The sequence below is a fragment of the Anoxybacillus sp. UARK-01 genome, assembly GCF_002075365.1.
GTDB classification, from domain to species: domain Bacteria; phylum Bacillota; class Bacilli; order Bacillales; family Anoxybacillaceae; genus Anoxybacteroides; species Anoxybacteroides rupiense.
This window is the reverse complement of sequence record NZ_NASY01000037.1, coordinates 171,234-188,075: the sequence shown is the minus strand read 5'-3', so window position 1 is coordinate 188,075 and position 16,842 is coordinate 171,234. Positions and strand designations below refer to the sequence as shown.

Below are 16,842 nucleotides of genomic sequence, written 5' to 3'. Positions count from 1 at the left end.
CGTCCACCGATGCGATACAATGAAAAATCCTCCTTTGACATACAAGGAGGATTTTCTTTTTATTTACAAAAAATTAGAAAAATGTCAGTCCGACTATAAAAATAATTCCCGATACTAATAACGTTGTTACGCAATATCCCATAATGTCTCGGACTCCTAACCCCGCAATCGCAAGAGCTGGCAGCGCCCAAAACGGCTGTGCCATATTCATCCATGCCTCGCCATACGCAATAGCCATTGCGGCAATACCTGGATCGACTCCTAACGAAGCAGCTGCCGGCATAATGAAAGGTCCTTGAACGACCCAATGCCCTCCTCCAGATGGAACAAAGAAATTAATGAAGCCAGAGCTTAAAAAAGCGAGAATCGGAAAAGTATGTTCATTAGAAATGGAGATAAAGGCATTCGTAATCATGCCGCCTAATCCTGATTCCTCCATCATCCCTTGGATTCCGGCATAAAAAGGAAATTGAATTAAAATGCCAGCTGTGCCGCGGGCAGCATTCGTGATTGCTTGCATATACGATAAAGGCGTGCCGTGTAATAATAAACCCGTAAAAAAGAAGATCAAGTTAACGGTATTGACATCCATTTTAAATCCATTTGTGACAAAGTAATAAATTAAATATGCGTACCCAAGCGCAACGATGAGATAGGTTAAGATTCTGCTGTTTTCCATCCGCACCGCAAAGCTCTTTTCGCTTATCGCTGCCAATGGTATATTGTTTTGGTCTTCAGCAAGCAGTTTTGGGTCAATTGTTACCACTTCGTGTGATTTCGGCATCATGAATCTTGTCATAATCGGTAAAACAATAAGAAGCGAGACAGTAATAAACAAATTAAAACCGGTAAAAATGGTTTCCTTTAATGGAATGATCCCGGATATTTTCTCCATCGGATTACCGGGTGTGGCTGCTAATAAAGGAACCGACCCAGAAAGTCCGCCATGCCACGTTAAAAACCCTATGTAAGCGCTTGCAATTAACAGACGATAATCAGAACCTGGCACTCGTTTTGCCACTTCTTTGGCAAACAAAGCGCCGACAATTAAGCCAAATCCCCAATTAATTAAAGAAGCGATCGCCGCTCCTAATGTTACGAGGATGACTCCCTGAGCAGGCGTTTTAGCAACACCGGCAAGGTTTTGCAGTCCTTTTTTAACAAGCGGTGAACTTGCTAAAGCGTGCCCTGTTACTAAAATCAAGCTCATTTGCATAGCAAATGCCAGCAAGTCCCAAAAACCATCTCCCCAGAAATGAACCATCTCGAGTGGACTATGGGGAGTGAAGATGATCCCGGATATAAACAAAATAGCGGTTAGAATCAACGCGAAGACAAAAGGATCTGGCAAAAACCTTTGAACGAGTACAGTAAAAAAATTGGACAATACTTTCACAGCATTCTCTCCTTTACAACATGAATATTCATACTATTATAAATAAATAAAATATTATCAAATTAACAGTGTATTTGTTCCTAATTTTTCAATTTCTCAAATATTTGGAGAGAATGAACTGAAACTACTTCACTGTTTATTTATTATTATAACTAGATATAGGGCCTGTTCATTAGAGTATCTTATCCGACTTCATGCTGATGACGTAACGTAATGAAGGCAGACCATCACCTCCTTTTTGTCTTAAACATTAGCACCTTTTTAAAAATATTCGCAGCCAATTGTCCATATCCTTACACTTGGTCATTCAATAACACCCATCTGATGTGGTCTTCCCATTTTCCGTTCACTTTGAGCATTTTTTTGGCGATCCCTTCACATTCGAATCCAAGTTTTTTGACTACTCGAATGGAGGCTTTATTTTTGGGCATAATGGGAGCTTCAATTCGATGAAGCCGATATTCATTGAAGATGATGTCGATTCCTTTTTTCAGTGCTTCCGTGATGTATCCTTTCTTTATTTCCTCTTGATCCAGCTTATATCCTAAAATACACGATTGAAAAATGCCGCGGATTATATGGCTAAAACTGATGCAGCCAATGGTTGGTGCCTCATCTCCAGCATCCTTGCGAAACAGCCAAAGCTTAAGCAAATTTCCTGCTTTAGCTAGTTCTAAATCTTGACGCAATCGATTGGCTTGATATTCCAATGTAAAAAAATGTTCTTGTCTGTCCGCCTCCCACTTCTGCAGAAAATCTCGGTTTTTTTCATAATACCTCAGCACGGTTTCAGCAAATGTGTCATCTAGTTCTCTTAACCGCAAGCGATCGGTTTCGTAGACTCTCATGATGCGATCCTCCTTATCTTTATCCTTTCCTGAAAAAAGAATGCCACGAAACGGTTGGCCGTCCCCATTCTTACATTCTCCTTGTTCGTTTGAAATCCTGTTCGATATAAAAAACACGCATATAATGCGTGTTTCAAGTTCTTGATAAACGATTTTATTCTGCGTCACTGTCGTCCTCTCAGCATGAGATTCGAACGGCTACGTTCCTTGTTTGCCAAGCGTTTTCAAGCCAGTTTGCTGTGAAAACACCACCATAAATGAGCTTATTCTTTCGGCCATTTCTTCATTACCGTTTGGACGATTTGTTCCGCTGTTAGCCCGTAAACCTCTTTTAATTCATCCATTTTTCCAACTTGACCGAATTGTTCACGAACCCCCACACGGTATACTGGAACCGGATATGTTTCCATCAGCGTTTCAGCAACGGCACTCCCTAATCCGCCAATGACATTATGATTTTCGGCTGTGACAATCAATCCTGTTTTTTGAGCCGCATGTATGAGCAAATCTTGGTCAATCGGCTTGATGGAATACATATCAATGACCATCGCTTCGATTCCTCGGTTGGCTAACTGTTCCGCTGCTTTCAATGCTTCTTCCACCATAATTCCGGATGCGATGATAGCGACGTCACGACCTTGGCGCAAGCATTTGCCTTTTCCTTTTGGAAAGGATTCACCATTTGTATAAAGACGCGTCGCTTTTTTACGGATGGTGCGAATATAATGAATCCCGTATTCTTGATAGATTTGTTTAAGCAGTGCGCGAAACATGGTGCTGTCGCTGACTTCATAAACGGTCGCATGCGGAATCAATCTTACAAGACCAAGGTCCTCAAAAGCCATATGAGTTCCACCGTTGTGCTCTGCCGTCACTCCCGCGTCAGATCCAATAATTTTTACATTTAATTGGGCGTATGCGCATGATACAAATAATTGATCAAAGGCTCGTCTTGTCGCGAATTGAGCAAATGTATGAACAAACGGAATTTTTCCAGTTAGAGAGAAGCCGGCCGCCACTCCCATCATATGAGCTTCCATAATGCCGCAATTGATTAGTTGCTTTGGAATAAACGACTGGATTTTATTGGTGGAGATCGAACTCATTAAATCTGCTTCTAAGGCGACCACGCGCGGATCCTTTTGCGCCAGCTCTAAAAGCGTTTCCGCATAGATTTGGCGCATTTCCTTTTCTTCTAATTCCAACGGCCAGTACTTTAGGCTCATCTGATCACATCCTCTGTGGAACATTTTTGTTCGAGTTCATAAATCGCTTCCTCGATCGCTTGACGGTCTTCGTCTGATGGCCTTATATGGTGATTGTCCTCCTTTTGTTCTAAATACGGCACGCCTTGGCCCTTAATCGTATCGAGAATGATCGCCACGGGCTTTTCTGTTTGCTGTTTTCCCGCTTGAATGGCTGCTTCAATCTCTTCCAAGCTCGCGCCGTTCACTCGGCGCACCCAAAAGCCGAAAGAGCGGAACTTCTCTACAAAGTCAATAGGATCGCATATCTCTTTGGTCCAGCCGTCCAGTTGCTTTTTATTGTCATCGACAAAGACAAATAGGCGATGGAGCTTGTGATGAGCCGCAAACTGGATCGCTTCCCAGCACTGGCCTTCGTTTAATTCTCCATCTCCCACAATCGTATACGTATAAGACGGCAAGTCAGATAATTTTTGTGATAAGGCAACACCGACAGCGACCGAAAGTCCTTGTCCTAACGAACCTGTTGTCATTTCTACCCCCGGTGTTAAGTTGCGGTCGGGATGAGAAGGGAGACGGGTCCCAGTTTGATTCAATGTATAGAGCAGATCATATGAAAAAAAACCTTTGACAGCTAATGTCGCATAAAGGGCTGGTCCGCCATGCCCTTTTGATAAAATAAAACGATCACGCCGTTCATCGTGCATTTGTTGTGGAGAAATGTTCATGATTTTGCCGTATAGCACAGCTAGGACTTCAACAATTGAAAGGCTTCCTCCATAATGGCCGAACCCTAAAGCATATAGCTGCTTTAATGTCCATAATCTGATTTGATCGCGAAATCGTTCCAGCTCGCTCATCTTTGATTCCTCCTTCATCATGACTGATGCAAAAAAGCTATTAAAATAAAACCGGGAGCAGACCATTCTAAGAAGAGAACCACCAACATTAAACGTTGGTGGTATGATCAGGAGAAGCATTTTTCTTGTTGCGAATAAAAGAAAGGACGACGGCAATGACGACAGCGGCGATGATCGTCACAGTAATTCCTACTGAACCTAAATCATTCGCTATATAACCTAACACAATGCCAGAAGCCCCAAAATCGGCATCAGAGAAGGTGGTATTGGCAAACCCTAAATCTCCTAGCACCGGCATCAAGAACACCGGCAAGAAAGTAATCAGCAGCCCATTGGCGAAAGATCCAATGGTTGCGCCCCGTATTCCACCAGTAGCATTCCCGAATACGCCAGCTGTCGCACCTGTGAAGAAATGCGGAACAACCCCGGGCAAAATAATGATCGAACCGGCGATTCCAAGAATCATCATGCCGACGATCCCACCTAAGAAGCTGCAAAAAAATCCGATTAATACCGCATTTGGTGCATATGGAAACACAATGGGGCAATCAAGAGCTGGTTTGGCGTTTGGAACAAGCTTGGTCGAAATTCCTTTAAACGCAGGAACAATTTCTGCTAGGACAAGCCGAACTCCAGATAAAATAATGAACACTCCCGCGGCAAACGTAATCGCTTGAATGATGGAAAAGACAATGAAGTTTTTCCCGCCGCTTAAATTTTTTTCGATGTAGTCCGGTCCAGCAATGATGGCTACAATGATATAAAGGATGGTCATTGTTAATGCAATACTGATAGAGCTGTCTCTTAAAAAACCGAGCCCTTTTGGAAAGTTTATTTTTTCTGTTGAACGCGAATTTTTGCCGACAAGACTGCCGATCGCCCCAGATAAGGCATACCCGAGCGTGCTAAAATGGCCAAATCCGACTTGATCATTTCCTGTGATTTTTCTCATAAACGGTTGCGCCAGCGCTGGGAAAATCGCCATGATCAGACCAAGCGCTAAAGAACCGACGAAGGCGAGCTGAAATCCTTTTAATCCCGCAGCAACTAAAATCACGGCAATCATGCACGCCATATACAAGGTGTGGTGTCCCGTTAGGAAAATATATTTTAATTTTGTAAAGCGCGCGACTAAAATATTAGCAATCATTCCAAAAAACATAATAAGAGCGGTTGATGATCCGTATTCGGATAATGCCATCGCCACAATCGCTTCATTATTTGGCACCACTCCATTGACGTGGAAAGCTTCTTGAAACATTTTGCCGAAAGGATCAAGCGAGCTCACTAAGATGCTAGCCCCGGCAGAGATAACAATGAAGCCTAAAAACGATTTGGTGGTTCCTTTAATGATATCGCTGGCAGGCTTTTTTTGAATGACGAGTCCAACTAGCGCAATGATGGAAACTAATACAGCCGGCTCGCTTAAAATATCCATCACAAACTTTAATACCGCATTTCCCACATGAACCCCCTCCTTATAATTATAATTTTCCTAATTCCTCCAGCTTCTGTTTTAGCTTATTTTTCATTTCTTCCTGATCGATAATGCTATCTAATATAATGCGATCTCCCAAATGGCTGGCGCCTTCTGCAATATCCTTAGCCATCACGAACAAATCAGCCATATCGCTTGTAGCGGAGCTGAGATCGCAATGTTCGACTTCGATGTGATCAACCCCTAGCTCCCTTAATACTTGTTGAATATTCATTTCCAGCATAAAACTGCTTCCAAGACCGGATCCACAAATGGCTAAAATTTTCAATCTAAATCCCTCCTAAAAAATTATTGGAATCAAATAGTTTTTTACAAAATAATCTTATGACCTCTGGAACATTGATGGTCAGAGATGACTTTCGCTTCTCTTCATCCTATATTCAGTTTTGGTCCAACCATCCGACCGGCCGAAAAACGGCATCAATTCCATGTCTATGAAAATATTCGTATATGAAGTTTGGCCCTTCGCCTCCTTTCTCTATTTCATGAAGTTTCATTCATGCATTAAGTCAGTGAATATTGATGAATAAGCTGTAAAAGCTCGGCTTTATCTTTCGCTTGAAAAAGTGCTTGAAGGCTTTCTTTATTTCCTAATAGCTTCGTTAACTGAGCGAGAGCTTTGAGATGTGTTGTATTATCGATGGCTGCAAGACAAATCAACACTTTGACTGCATTTTTTTCTTCATTTAATAGATAAGTAGGCTCATCAAGCTTTAAAATGCTCATTCCTAATTTTTGTACCCCGCATTCCGGTCTAGCATGAGGAATCGCTAGCTCTGGATGGACAATGAAATATGGTCCTAACTTCTCGACGTTTCCAATCATTTCATCAATGTAGGACGGCTGAATATATCCGTTTTGCAACAGTGGTTCTGCCACTTTAGCAATGGCTTTCTTCCAATCGGAGATGCCTGTTTCGAATTGAATCATTTCTTCTGTAATCAGCTCATTCAACAACGGTTGTCTCCTCCTCAGGTTGGTTTTGTTCGGCTGTCCATATAACATGGCCGTAATGTCTTCTTTCAATTTTTCTGCATGCTGCACCACGCAATATTTTTCGATAATTTTTATAATTTGCTCCGGTGTCGGATATGGAGTTGAATGGGTAAATAGTTGCTGCATTACCGTATGATGAAGAAGCTTTTTTTCCGCTTCGTTCATAATCGGTTTAACGATAAAGAGCGTCTTACTTGTTTGCAGCGGAACCGTAGAAAACACGATATCGTAGTCTCGCTCATCCAGATTGGAAAACGCATCCTTTGACATAGGCGAAAGCCAGTGGAAATTTGGAAATAATGAGTGCAAATAAGTTTCAACCATTAAACTTGAACTAATACCGTTAGAACAAACAATGACCGCTCGTATCGGTTTTTTGTTTTTGGCTTCAAGTGCATTTTGTTCAAGCAAAGCACCAAAGTGAATCGTCAAAAACCCAATCTCATCTTCGGGAATATCGATATTAAGCATTTCTTGAATGGGCTTCATCACTTCTGATACAAAGCTGAACAAGCTTGCATGCTCTTCTTTAATTTCCTCTAATAGCGGATTGGTAATTGGAATTTTATACAGCATGCGATAATAGGCTGGTTTAAAATGACGATAAAGCACTTCAATCGCTTTTGGTTTATTTTTTATTTGAAAGCACGCATACTTTTCAAAATCATTGATAATTTTTTCCGTCATAGAAGTTAGCAGCTCGGTCGATGTTGGCGATAATTGTCCTTGGGTAATTCCTAATAACAGAATGGTTAAATAAGCGAGTTCTTCAGCTTGTGTGCTTTCATTTAGAGCTTGTTGGATTGTCAGAGCGACTGGATACATATCATGCTTTTGTAAAAATTGGTTCGTATCAGAGTGAATTTGAACCCATTTTTGTTGATGCTGGCGAATGTGAATCATTTGCAGCAGGTAAATAAAGTCAAACATTCTTTCTTCAATAAAGGTTAAGCGAAAAGCTTTTTCCACGTTCTTTAAATGTTTTTCGTAAGTTGTAAATTGATCTTGATGCCCCTGCTTCCTAAAAAGATATTCAAAGATTTCATGCTTAGAAGGATGAGACGAAAACATAGAAATGCATTTTAGCATTAAATTTCGTTTGTCTTCTTCCGATCCTCTTAAATGAAAACCTTGTTCTCTCGTATAGCGGATCTTGACCCTGAATTTTTTGCTGAACTCATTGGCGCGTTTAACATCAGTAGTAACCGTATTTTTGCTGACGTTTAATAAAAACTGGTAGTGCGCATTTGAAATCAGCTCTGTTCGAATAAAGGTATAAAGCAATAAAATCAAAACCCGCTCACGTTCATCAAAATGAACCTGTTTCCTATGGATGGGGTTTGTTTTCATCTGTTGGCTCTTCCAATACTCAATCAGCTGACTTGGGATGATCAGCTCTGTTTGCTTTGTATCGATTTCCGGCAAATCGTTTTGCTTCAGCCAATCATTAATTTTTTCCAAATGGTAAAAAAAGCGCCTTGCGCTCAAGCTATGGGTTTCAATAAAAATCGGATAAGATTTCGGCCTTGTCGACATCAGCAGCTGAAATAATTCCGAATTTTTTTTATCAAGCATGAGGCAGCTCCTCCCTTTAGTTATAGTATAAGTGAAAGCGGATACAATGTGGCGGATGGTTTGGCACAATGAATGTTTCTGAGACAATGAATCATTGTGATCAATCTATTATACGATTAACCCATGGTGCTTGTTGAGCAAAATATACAACGCCTCGCTCCCTCAACATTTGTCCCCGTGTAGCCGGCAACAGCTGGCCTTCCGACCGTGAGTTTTGACAAGTGCCGTCATTCATCATACGTATACAACACGAAGATCATAAGTGAATCGATCAATTGTTCATTTGCCATTTCTGTCATAAAAATAGCTGGCTATGAACAGCCAGCTGTTTTTTATTTTTCGATATTCATTTACAATATTTCACATGGTTCGTTAAGACAGGAGCTCCTAATTGCCTCGTTTTTGAATTGGATGGGCGCACTTGTATTTGCACTCCTGTCATTTGAGCGGTAATATCCTCTATTTTTCCCGCCCATATCGAACCATGCTTTTCTTGGATGGGCTGGAGCTTGAATCGCCAGCTAATTTCTCCTGGAATAAAAGCAAACCCTTCATACGTATCGTAATTTCCTAAAGTGCTAGGGGCGGGCAAATGGAGAGCGTGGATACTGATGCTTGTTCGCGGAAAACTTGGCGTCAGCTTCACCTTGTAAATCAGAGCGGCTCCGTTTGCATTTTTACTTCGCTGATCTACAGATGGCAAAATCATGCTGCATGGCAAAGATCGTTCAGATTCTGCATAAGTGTGGTGAGAGCTTACAGTCATCAGCCCGATTAACCCTAATCCCAAAATGACCCGTTGCATATGTACCTCCATTCCGTTCATTTTGGGTTAGTGTTTCTCTTTTTTTACGTCCTTATACCATCCATCCGCTATTTTTTGCTTTACTTCTCCAGCAGATCAATGATCCGATCGAGTTTTTCTTCTATTTGAGCTAATTGACTTTCAGAGCCTCTGCTTCTCCCTAATGATTGGGTTGCCCAAAAGATCGCACTTATGAAAGCCGCAAATAATGCGAGCATCAACAGCAAAAAGATGATGTCTCCCCACTGCATGTCAACTCTCCTTTTTTTCCTTATTGTACCATAAGGAGTGATGCGGTAGGAGAAGAAATCTTATACGTATTTTTAAAGATTGCTTGATCTAAGCGTGCAGTTGTTGATAGATCGTTCTTGTTTGATCCAATCGCTTGTTGTCTCCAATAGCATTTCTCGATGCGTGATCGATGAAAAGGTATGGTTGGCGCCTGAAATGATCTTTTTAGTGTACTTTCCTTTTCGGCGAATCGCAAAGGCGCGGTCATAGGAATAGCAAGTTTCTACAGGAATATCTTCATCATTCGTTCCGTGCACAACTAAGACGTTCCCTTGAAAATTCTCAGCCTCTGACAATGGATCGTGTTCTGCTAAAGAAGCAAAAAAATTTGGATTCAATCGATAACCACAATAGTCGATTGTTCTCGTAACATGAGTCGATCCAATCTGTCGCTGAACAATTTGTGTAATATCATGATAAGGGCGAGCAGATGGAGCCCAAAGCACAAGAGACTGTACTCTTGGATCTACAGCAGCTGTAAGCAGCGCCACAGCGCCGCCTAGACTATGGCCAATCAATGTAATCGTATGGTTTTGAAATGATTTTATGCTTGTGACGTAGTCAATGACGGTTCTTGTCTGATGGATCAGATCATCTAACCGATTATCTCCATATTCTCCGCTGCTTTCTCCGCACCCAACATAATCAAAGCGGATCACCGCCATTCCTTGGGACGAGAGATGATCAGCTGTTTGGACGAACAATCGATCGACGCCGATACGTGTACTAATAAATCCATGACAAATAATCACAACTGGTGCTTTTGCCATTGAAAAGGATGGATCAGGATAATGAATGGAGGCCATTAAACGTTCTTTTCTCCAAGTAATCGGTATGCAATTTAGCAATGTTCATTCTCCTCTCTGCGGATTGTCGATGCTTCAGGTGTTTAGAATGCGATACAAAAAATAGATCATTGAGAGTTTTTAGCGACCTAGATATGCGCGTTCCTTCCATTTCCTTGTTGGTGCTTGTCGCTTGAGAAAGCGAACAAACTTGGTTGAGTGGAACTCTTTCATTCTCTTTTTTAGAAATCAGGAGAACAATCGATTCTTCTCTCCTTCTTTATTTTTATGATGGATACTTTACCGATTTTGGATGAAGCAAAGGGACGACATGATCGTAAAATTCTGGAAGCTCAACTAAAGGGAAACGAAAGGTTAATAGCACTTTATCAATTCCAATGTCTTGAAGAGCATTGATTTTTTCAGCCACTTCTTTATAGCTGCCAATAAGGCCGGTTCGAAATCCTTCGTTATTAGCCACAAAATCGGGTAGAACAGACGCGTTCTTCCACATTCCTTTTGTTTCTGTTCGTTTTTGCAACTGCTCAATAGCAGCCTCATCTGCGTTATCAATAATGAATTGATACTCTGACAGCGCCTCATCTGTTGTTGCTCTGGCAATAACAAACGCATTGACAGCAAATTTGATCCAGCGTCCGTATCGGCTGGCAATCGCACGAACGGATTGGATTTGTTTTTTTAGCTCTTCGATTGGAGCGCCGTTCATAAAGTAATAATCTGAGAGACGCCCGGCCATTTCTTGTGCCTCTTTAGAATTCCCTCCTTGATAAATCGCGGGATAAGGCTTTTGAGTTGGTTTTGGAAGCAATGTCGCATTTTTAATTTTGTAATAGGTTCCATCAAATGAGAAATGGTCTTGTGTCCATAACCCCTTCAACACTTCGAGATACTCTATAGAGCGTTTGTACCGTTCCTCGTGCGCAATCCATTCAAGTCCAAACGCTTCCTGCTCTTGTTTAAACCATCCACTCACAAGGTTAATATGAAATCTTCCATTAGAAATCCTATCGATAGTAGCACCGATTTTGGCTAATGTAGCGGGGTGAATAAAAGCCGGTAGTACCGCTGCAATCAAATGAATTCTTTTTGTTTCTGCTGCTAGAGCTGCGATTATTGCCAATGGGTCAAGCTGTCCATGCTTTTCTGGCGAATGCCCCCCGATGCTCCCAATGTAGCGGACCGGAAACAGAACAGAGGCTACATTGAGCTGTTCCGCCGTCTTTACAAGCTTCCGATTATAGTCGAAGCTCCATTCTTGATTTTCTTCTACTCTTGCACGCAAAAAACCGCCCGAAAGATTAGAACCCCAAATCGAAAATTGCAAAGATCCCACTCTCCTTTCGTTGCCACAAATCCATTAACTTAACACCGTTTCTTTAAATAATGGAAGCAAAGAGCGTCCTAAGCGTTCCGCCTCTTCTAAATGAGGAAATCCAGATAAAATAAAATGTGTGACGCCTGCACGAATATATTCCTGCAGCCCTTCTCTTACCTGTTCAGGAGTACCGACCAGTGCCGTCCCTGCTCCTTTTCGGACTTTTCCGATACCGGTCCAGCCGTATTTATCAAACCGATCATTGCGTTTAGATAATTCATTCATTCTTTTTTGAGCAACAGAATCCGTTGTTTCATAATAATGATCTATATTGTGCTGAACGGTCGAATCCACCTTGCTGATAATTTTATAGGCTGCGTCCCACGCTTCCTGTTCGTGATCACGAATCACAATATGGAGGCGAATTCCATATTCTAATGTTCGTCCATATTTTTGCGCCCGCTGTTTTACATCTTCTATTTGCTGTTTAGCGTGTGCTACAGGCTCCCCCCATTGAAGATAAACATCCGCCGATTGGGCAGCCACTTCTTTAGCAATCTCAGATGATCCACCAAAATAAATAGGAATATTTGGATTTTTAGAGATAGACGGGCGTAATGTTCCATCTTTAATGGTAAAGTAATGGCCTTGATGGTTGAATGAAGGCTGAGTCCAAGCGTTTTTGACGACATGGAGAAACTCGCTTGTCCGATGATAACGCTGATCATGTTCAAGGAAGTCCCCGTCTTGGCCCAGTTCTTTCGCTGATCCTCCCGTTACGACATTAACAAGAACTCTTCCATTCGCAAAATGATGAAGAGTTGCCGCCATCTTCGCTGCCACTGTAGGAGCAATAAAACCGGGACGAAAGGCGATCAATGGTTTGATTTTTTTTGTATGATGGATAATAGCAGATCCCACCATCCACGAGTCTAAATAAGGGATGCCGGTCGGAATTAGAATTCCTTCAAACCCAGCTGCTTCCGCTGTCTGGGCGATTTGTACGATATAATCCAGCGTCGGAGGACGCTCTGGAGTTTTTAATCCTAAATATTCACCATCACCATTTGTGGGTACGTACCAATAAAAATGGACGGACATGAAAAGAACCTCCTCATTTTAAAACTTCATAGGCAAAATCAATCAGCCGCTGCTTGTGCTGATAAGAATGGTACTGGGCTGCATATGTTCTGACGGGATCGCCAGAATAAAAACGCTCATACAATTCATGTCGTGCACCGAGCGGACTGCCAATGAGATCCCAAGCGAGTTTGATAAGTTTTGTTCTTTCTTTAGCAGATGAGTATGTCCCTTTATAATATTCATGTAGAAACGAACGGATAGGACTATCAAATTCCTCGATGCTGGAAGGCACCTGCAAAAGTCCACCGGCTCCAATTTGCTGTAAAATTTCCAATGCTCTTGGATAAAACCGCGTTCCGAGATTACGAGCAGTTGTTAAGAAGTTGGGGGCGGGAAGCAAGACACCATTATACAACTGCGCGTGATGTTCAGAAGCAATGAGCAGCGCCTTTATTGTTTCAAGTTGAATGATGAGCTCCGCTAGCTTCTCTTTTACGTGTAAAAAGGCTGTGGCTCCCGCTGTTTCTGCTAGTTCATTTCCGATCGCTACTACACTTTCTAATTTACTAACAAGACGAACAACGGTTTGATGCTGACTTAGTAAAGAAGCAGCGCGATCAATGCGAAGCTTCCAAGAAAATTCAGGATCTTCATAGACAAGCACTCGCTCCCATGGGAGAAATACTTCATCAAAAATCAGCACCGCATCCATCTCGTCAAACCGAGAGCTTAACGGATAATCAACAGGATGGTCATAAGCGAAAGATTCACGACAAACGATATGAAGACCTTTCGCATGGACTGGCACTACAAAAACATTCGCAAATTCTCGTTCACTTTCACTCCTTTTATGGAAGGAGAAAAGCAACAGTTCATCCACATAAGGAGCCGCTGTCGCAATCATTTTAGCACCGCTTAAAAAGACTCCTTCTCGATTTCGGCGGGTAATACGTAACAGTCCCTCCTTGCCTTTTTTAGTTATATTTGAACGATTTCTTTGCGGATCATGGCCGGCTGCTGTAGATAGTAAATCCAAATCACGAGATTGTTGATAGTAATGTGCGATTTTTTCGGAAAAACCAGGGTGTGATGATTCATGCTCTGCGCGGTTGGCATACCAGCCCGTAATTAGGGAACGGGAATATTCTGATAGACGGCTCATCACGCCAAACGTTTGATCCGCCCAGTATTGATAGGCAATTCTCTTTTTCTGTAAATCTTCGTGCGTTCTTGGAATAAGGAAGGAAAGATGGGCGTCTGTTCCTTCTTCTGTCCGATACATTAACAGAGATTTTGTTTCTTCGTTTTTCTGCAAGTTCAGCAGTGATTGAATGGTACGAATCGTTCCCTTAAACGCAGGATGGTGCTCGATATTGTTCACTTTCTTTCCGTTGATCCAGACATTTCTGTCATCATGAAGGCGTTGAATATACGGAATGGCTTGGCTCATGTTTTTCCTTCCTCTCGCTAATGTTCTCTAAAAAATGATGAAGTTTCTTTTTAAGAGGCTGCTTATCGTACAAGTCATACTGCTGTGCAAACGTACGTACAGGATCTCCTGTATAAAACCTTTCATACAGATCATGCCTTGATCCTAATGTACTTCCAACCAGCTCCCATCCGATTTGAAATAAAGCTGTTTTGGTTGTAGCATCGACATTGGCTCCTTTGTAATATTTTTTTAATAGCGGCGAGATTGTCTCACTTTTTTCAATCGGAGTAGAAGGAAGCTGAATAAAACCGCCGGCTCCAATTTGTTTTAAAATTTCAATCGCGCGAGGATAGTAGCGAGTTCCTAAATTCCGGGCCGTTTGCAAAGGCACACGAGCTGGAAGATAGACGGAATCGCGATGGAAAGCGCCTTGAATTTCTGAAGCGATAAGTAAAGCTTCGATGCTGTCAAGTTGTGTGTAAAGCTCTCCTAGCTTTTCTTGAACATGAAGATAGTGATCTGCTCCGATCGATTGGGCGATGGCCGTAGCGACTCCCGCTACAAACTGCAACTTTGTCAGCAATCGAACAACGGTCTGATGATGTGCCAGCACATTCAGTTGCTGATGCAACTGAGCTTGAAAAACACCTTCGGCTGATTCCTTGATGAATACCCGCTCCCACGGAATCAAAACATCATCAAAAATCAGCACCGCATCCATTTCATCAAATTGGGCGCTTAATGGATGCTTTTCTTGATTTTGAGAAGCAAACGATTCGCGACAGACGATGTGCAATCCCTTTAAATTTAGAGGAACAATAAACATATAGGCACTGTCCACTTGGCCATCTGAGAGCTTTTGATGCGGCATAATAATAACGTCGTGAGCATATGGAGCAGCTGTCGCAATCATTTTGGCACCGCGGACAACAACGCCTTCTTCGGTTTTACGAACGACTCTTAACAAAGCGTCGGGATCTGTTTGCTCGACCGACGGCTTGGATCGATCAATCTGTGGATCTAAAACAGCCGTGGTGATGATCCGGCGTTCGTCTCTGGCCTGTTCATAGTACTGTTCGATTTTTTCAGAAAAGCTAGGATCATATTTGTTAAATTGATCTCGATCAATAAAATACCCCGTAATTAAAGAACTGGCATAATCCGATAGTCTACTCATTACGCCAAACGTTTTTCTTGACCATAAGGTAAATGCCTCTCTTCGTGAAATGATATCCTTAAGATTCGTGGGAACTAAAAAGGATTGATGGACATACTGGCCTGTTTTTGGGCTGACAAATCCTACTATTTTCTGTTCTTCCGGAGAGTCCAGCATCTCCCACAAGCGGTTGATCGTCGCCAATGTTCCTGAAAAATCTGGATGTTCCGCGAGATTGTTTATCTTTTCTCCATCCATCCACACACTTCTTCCATCTTTTAGGATCTCAATGAATCCATTTCGCTTCTTATCGGCCATAAGCTTTTCCACTCCTTAAAAATGACTAAGCCAAGATCAGAGGCAGTATGTCTGTATTATCGCCTACTTGAAATTGATTACTCTCAATATTAATCATATAAAACCTATATGTCAACTATGAATTAAATTGCATTTGTGATAAATTTGGAAAAATTTCATCTTGATTGCCAATCATCTTTATGGTATATTCCATTTAATCATATAGGATAACTATGAATTGGATGGCCGAAGGGAGATGAATAGTTAGATGAAAAAATGGCTATGGATGATCAGTATGCTTTTATTGGTGTTCACAGTTTCAGGATGTGGGACTAATCAAACAAGTACAAGCAGCGCTCATGAAGAAAAAAACAAAACATTGGTCTTCGGGTTTACGCCAGGTCCGTATATTGATCAAGTGAAAAAAGGAATAGAGCCTCACTTAAAGAAAAAAGGCTATACGATTCGCTACGTGGAATTTAACGATATTATCCAGCCCAACTTCGCTTTAGCCGAGGGCTCCATCGACGTAAATATATTCCAGCATACCGCTTATTTAGAGAATTTCAAAAAGGAAAATAAACTAGATCTGACTGAAGTTATTAAAGTACCTACCGCTCCAATGGGAGTATATTCTGATAAGCATGATTCGCTGGATGACTTAAAGGCTGGAGACAAAATCGCGATTCCAAATGATCCCCCTAATATAGCTAGGGCGTTAAGAATTTTGGAGCAGCTCGGTTGGGTTCAGTTAAAACCAGATTACAAGCCTATATCTGTTTCGGAAAGAGATATCATCTCGCGGAAAGTGAATTTTACCTTTGTCGAAGTGGAGCAGGCCCAGCTTCCTAGGACGATTCCCGATGCCGATTATGCGTTAGTGAATGGAAACTTCATTTTGTCGTCAGGCCGTAAACTATCTTCTTCTTTATATTTAGAAAATCCGCCATTTGAATATCAAAATCTTGTAGCCGTTAGAACCAAGGATAAAGACAAACCATTTGTAAAGGACATTATGGAAGCTTACAAATCTCCAGAATTTCAAAAAATCATTGAAACAGACCCAAGCTTTGAAGGGTTTCATCGCCCTGATTATTTTCAACAGTAAGTTGTCTTCCTTTTTTACTTCATGAAAGCCAAGATAAACAGACGATAAGAGCAAAACAAAAGCGGACGCATGAAGTCAACCTTCATTTGTCCGCTTTTACACTTGCTCAATTTTTCTTTTGCTGGATGGCTGATTTTTTATCAGGATGCCTCTTCGACAGCTAGCGACAAT

The 16,842-nt window shown here is 41.7% G+C and carries 15 protein-coding genes; 1 reads left to right on the top strand and 14 read right to left on the bottom strand.

Translation table 11 applies throughout. The annotated features are described in order from the left end of the window. Positions 1-73 precede the first annotated feature (73 nt). The 14 genes from B6A27_RS08230 to B6A27_RS08165 form a co-directional block, all read right to left on the bottom strand. Entirely contained in the window at positions 74-1,396 is a 1,323-nt protein-coding gene (locus B6A27_RS08230) for a TIGR00366 family protein (protein ID WP_080861326.1), read from the bottom strand. Between the two features lie 293 nt (positions 1,397-1,689). After that, complete coding sequence (locus tag B6A27_RS08225) at positions 1,690-2,247, bottom strand: GNAT family N-acetyltransferase (RefSeq protein ID WP_066149958.1); 558 nt, start codon at positions 2,245-2,247, stop codon at positions 1,690-1,692. A gap of 260 nt (positions 2,248-2,507) precedes the next feature. Next, entirely contained in the window at positions 2,508-3,470 is a 963-nt protein-coding gene (locus B6A27_RS08220) for a transketolase family protein (RefSeq protein ID WP_080861323.1), read from the bottom strand. Continuing rightward, positions 3,467-4,309: a transketolase gene (locus tag B6A27_RS08215; protein WP_080861320.1), complete on the bottom strand. Its 843-nt coding sequence runs from the start codon at positions 4,307-4,309 to the stop codon at positions 3,467-3,469. The genes B6A27_RS08220 and B6A27_RS08215 overlap by 4 nt, the downstream gene beginning before the upstream one ends. Before the next feature lie 88 nt (positions 4,310-4,397). Continuing rightward, on the bottom strand, positions 4,398-5,774 hold the full coding sequence (locus tag B6A27_RS08210; protein WP_080861317.1) for a PTS ascorbate transporter subunit IIC: 1,377 nt from the start codon (positions 5,772-5,774) through the stop codon (positions 4,398-4,400). A 19-nt stretch (positions 5,775-5,793) separates the two neighbouring features. Then, positions 5,794-6,075 (bottom strand): PTS sugar transporter subunit IIB, encoded by a 282-nt coding sequence (locus B6A27_RS08205; RefSeq protein WP_044742463.1) that lies wholly within the window; start codon positions 6,073-6,075, stop codon positions 5,794-5,796. A 236-nt stretch (positions 6,076-6,311) separates the two neighbouring features. Beyond that, the gene (locus tag B6A27_RS08200; RefSeq protein ID WP_080861313.1) at positions 6,312-8,378 is read right to left on the bottom strand and encodes a BglG family transcription antiterminator; all 2,067 of its coding nucleotides are present in this window, start codon (positions 8,376-8,378) and stop codon (positions 6,312-6,314) included. A gap of 346 nt (positions 8,379-8,724) precedes the next feature. Beyond that, the gene (locus B6A27_RS08195) at positions 8,725-9,183 is read right to left on the bottom strand and encodes a YoqH family protein (protein WP_080861310.1); all 459 of its coding nucleotides are present in this window, start codon (positions 9,181-9,183) and stop codon (positions 8,725-8,727) included. An 80-nt stretch (positions 9,184-9,263) separates the two neighbouring features. Then, positions 9,264-9,434, bottom strand: coding sequence for a DUF4083 family protein (locus B6A27_RS08190; RefSeq protein WP_080861307.1), 171 nt, complete (start codon positions 9,432-9,434; stop codon positions 9,264-9,266). A gap of 72 nt (positions 9,435-9,506) precedes the next feature. Continuing rightward, positions 9,507-10,280, bottom strand: coding sequence for an alpha/beta hydrolase family protein (locus B6A27_RS08185; RefSeq protein ID WP_080861450.1), 774 nt, complete (start codon positions 10,278-10,280; stop codon positions 9,507-9,509). A 265-nt stretch (positions 10,281-10,545) separates the two neighbouring features. Beyond that, entirely contained in the window at positions 10,546-11,613 is a 1,068-nt protein-coding gene (locus tag B6A27_RS08180) for an LLM class flavin-dependent oxidoreductase (protein ID WP_236631817.1), read from the bottom strand. Positions 11,614-11,637: 24 nt separating this feature from the next. Continuing rightward, entirely contained in the window at positions 11,638-12,696 is a 1,059-nt protein-coding gene (locus B6A27_RS08175; RefSeq protein ID WP_066149882.1) for an LLM class flavin-dependent oxidoreductase, read from the bottom strand. A 13-nt stretch (positions 12,697-12,709) separates the two neighbouring features. After that, positions 12,710-14,128 carry a 4-hydroxyphenylacetate 3-hydroxylase family protein gene (locus B6A27_RS08170; protein WP_080861299.1) on the bottom strand — a complete coding sequence of 473 codons (1,419 nt, stop codon included), beginning with the start codon at positions 14,126-14,128 and terminating at the stop codon, positions 12,710-12,712. Then, entirely contained in the window at positions 14,091-15,584 is a 1,494-nt protein-coding gene (locus B6A27_RS08165; protein ID WP_080861295.1) for a 4-hydroxyphenylacetate 3-hydroxylase family protein, read from the bottom strand. Before B6A27_RS08165 ends, B6A27_RS08170 begins: the two co-directional genes overlap by 38 nt. A 247-nt stretch (positions 15,585-15,831) precedes the next feature. Here B6A27_RS08165 and B6A27_RS08160 point away from each other — a divergent pair, with 247 nt between their 5' ends. Further along, positions 15,832-16,671: a MetQ/NlpA family ABC transporter substrate-binding protein gene (locus tag B6A27_RS08160; RefSeq protein WP_080861292.1), complete on the top strand. Its 840-nt coding sequence runs from the start codon at positions 15,832-15,834 to the stop codon at positions 16,669-16,671. Positions 16,672-16,842 lie beyond the last annotated feature (171 nt).

What these genes read in the sequence shown, in the direction of transcription:
- B6A27_RS08220 (WP_080861323.1), bottom strand. Translation starts at nt 3,470, where the DNA reads ATGAGCCTAAAGTACTGGCCGTTGGAATTAGAAGAAAAGGAAATGCGC.
- B6A27_RS08215 (WP_080861320.1), bottom strand. Translation starts at nt 4,309, where the DNA reads ATGAGCGAGCTGGAACGATTTCGCGATCAAATCAGATTATGGACATTA.
- B6A27_RS08200 (WP_080861313.1), bottom strand. Translation starts at nt 8,378, where the DNA reads ATGCTTGATAAAAAAAATTCGGAATTATTTCAGCTGCTGATGTCGACA.
- B6A27_RS08195 (WP_080861310.1), bottom strand. Translation starts at nt 9,183, where the DNA reads ATGCAACGGGTCATTTTGGGATTAGGGTTAATCGGGCTGATGACTGTA.
- B6A27_RS08190 (WP_080861307.1), bottom strand. Translation starts at nt 9,434, where the DNA reads ATGCAGTGGGGAGACATCATCTTTTTGCTGTTGATGCTCGCATTATTT.
- B6A27_RS08185 (WP_080861450.1), bottom strand. Translation starts at nt 10,280, where the DNA reads ATGGCCTCCATTCATTATCCTGATCCATCCTTTTCAATGGCAAAAGCA.
- B6A27_RS08175 (WP_066149882.1), bottom strand. Translation starts at nt 12,696, where the DNA reads ATGTCCGTCCATTTTTATTGGTACGTACCCACAAATGGTGATGGTGAA.
- B6A27_RS08170 (WP_080861299.1), bottom strand. Translation starts at nt 14,128, where the DNA reads ATGAGCCAAGCCATTCCGTATATTCAACGCCTTCATGATGACAGAAAT.
- B6A27_RS08165 (WP_080861295.1), bottom strand. Translation starts at nt 15,584, where the DNA reads ATGGCCGATAAGAAGCGAAATGGATTCATTGAGATCCTAAAAGATGGA.
- B6A27_RS08160 (WP_080861292.1), top strand. Translation starts at nt 15,832, where the DNA reads ATGAAAAAATGGCTATGGATGATCAGTATGCTTTTATTGGTGTTCACA.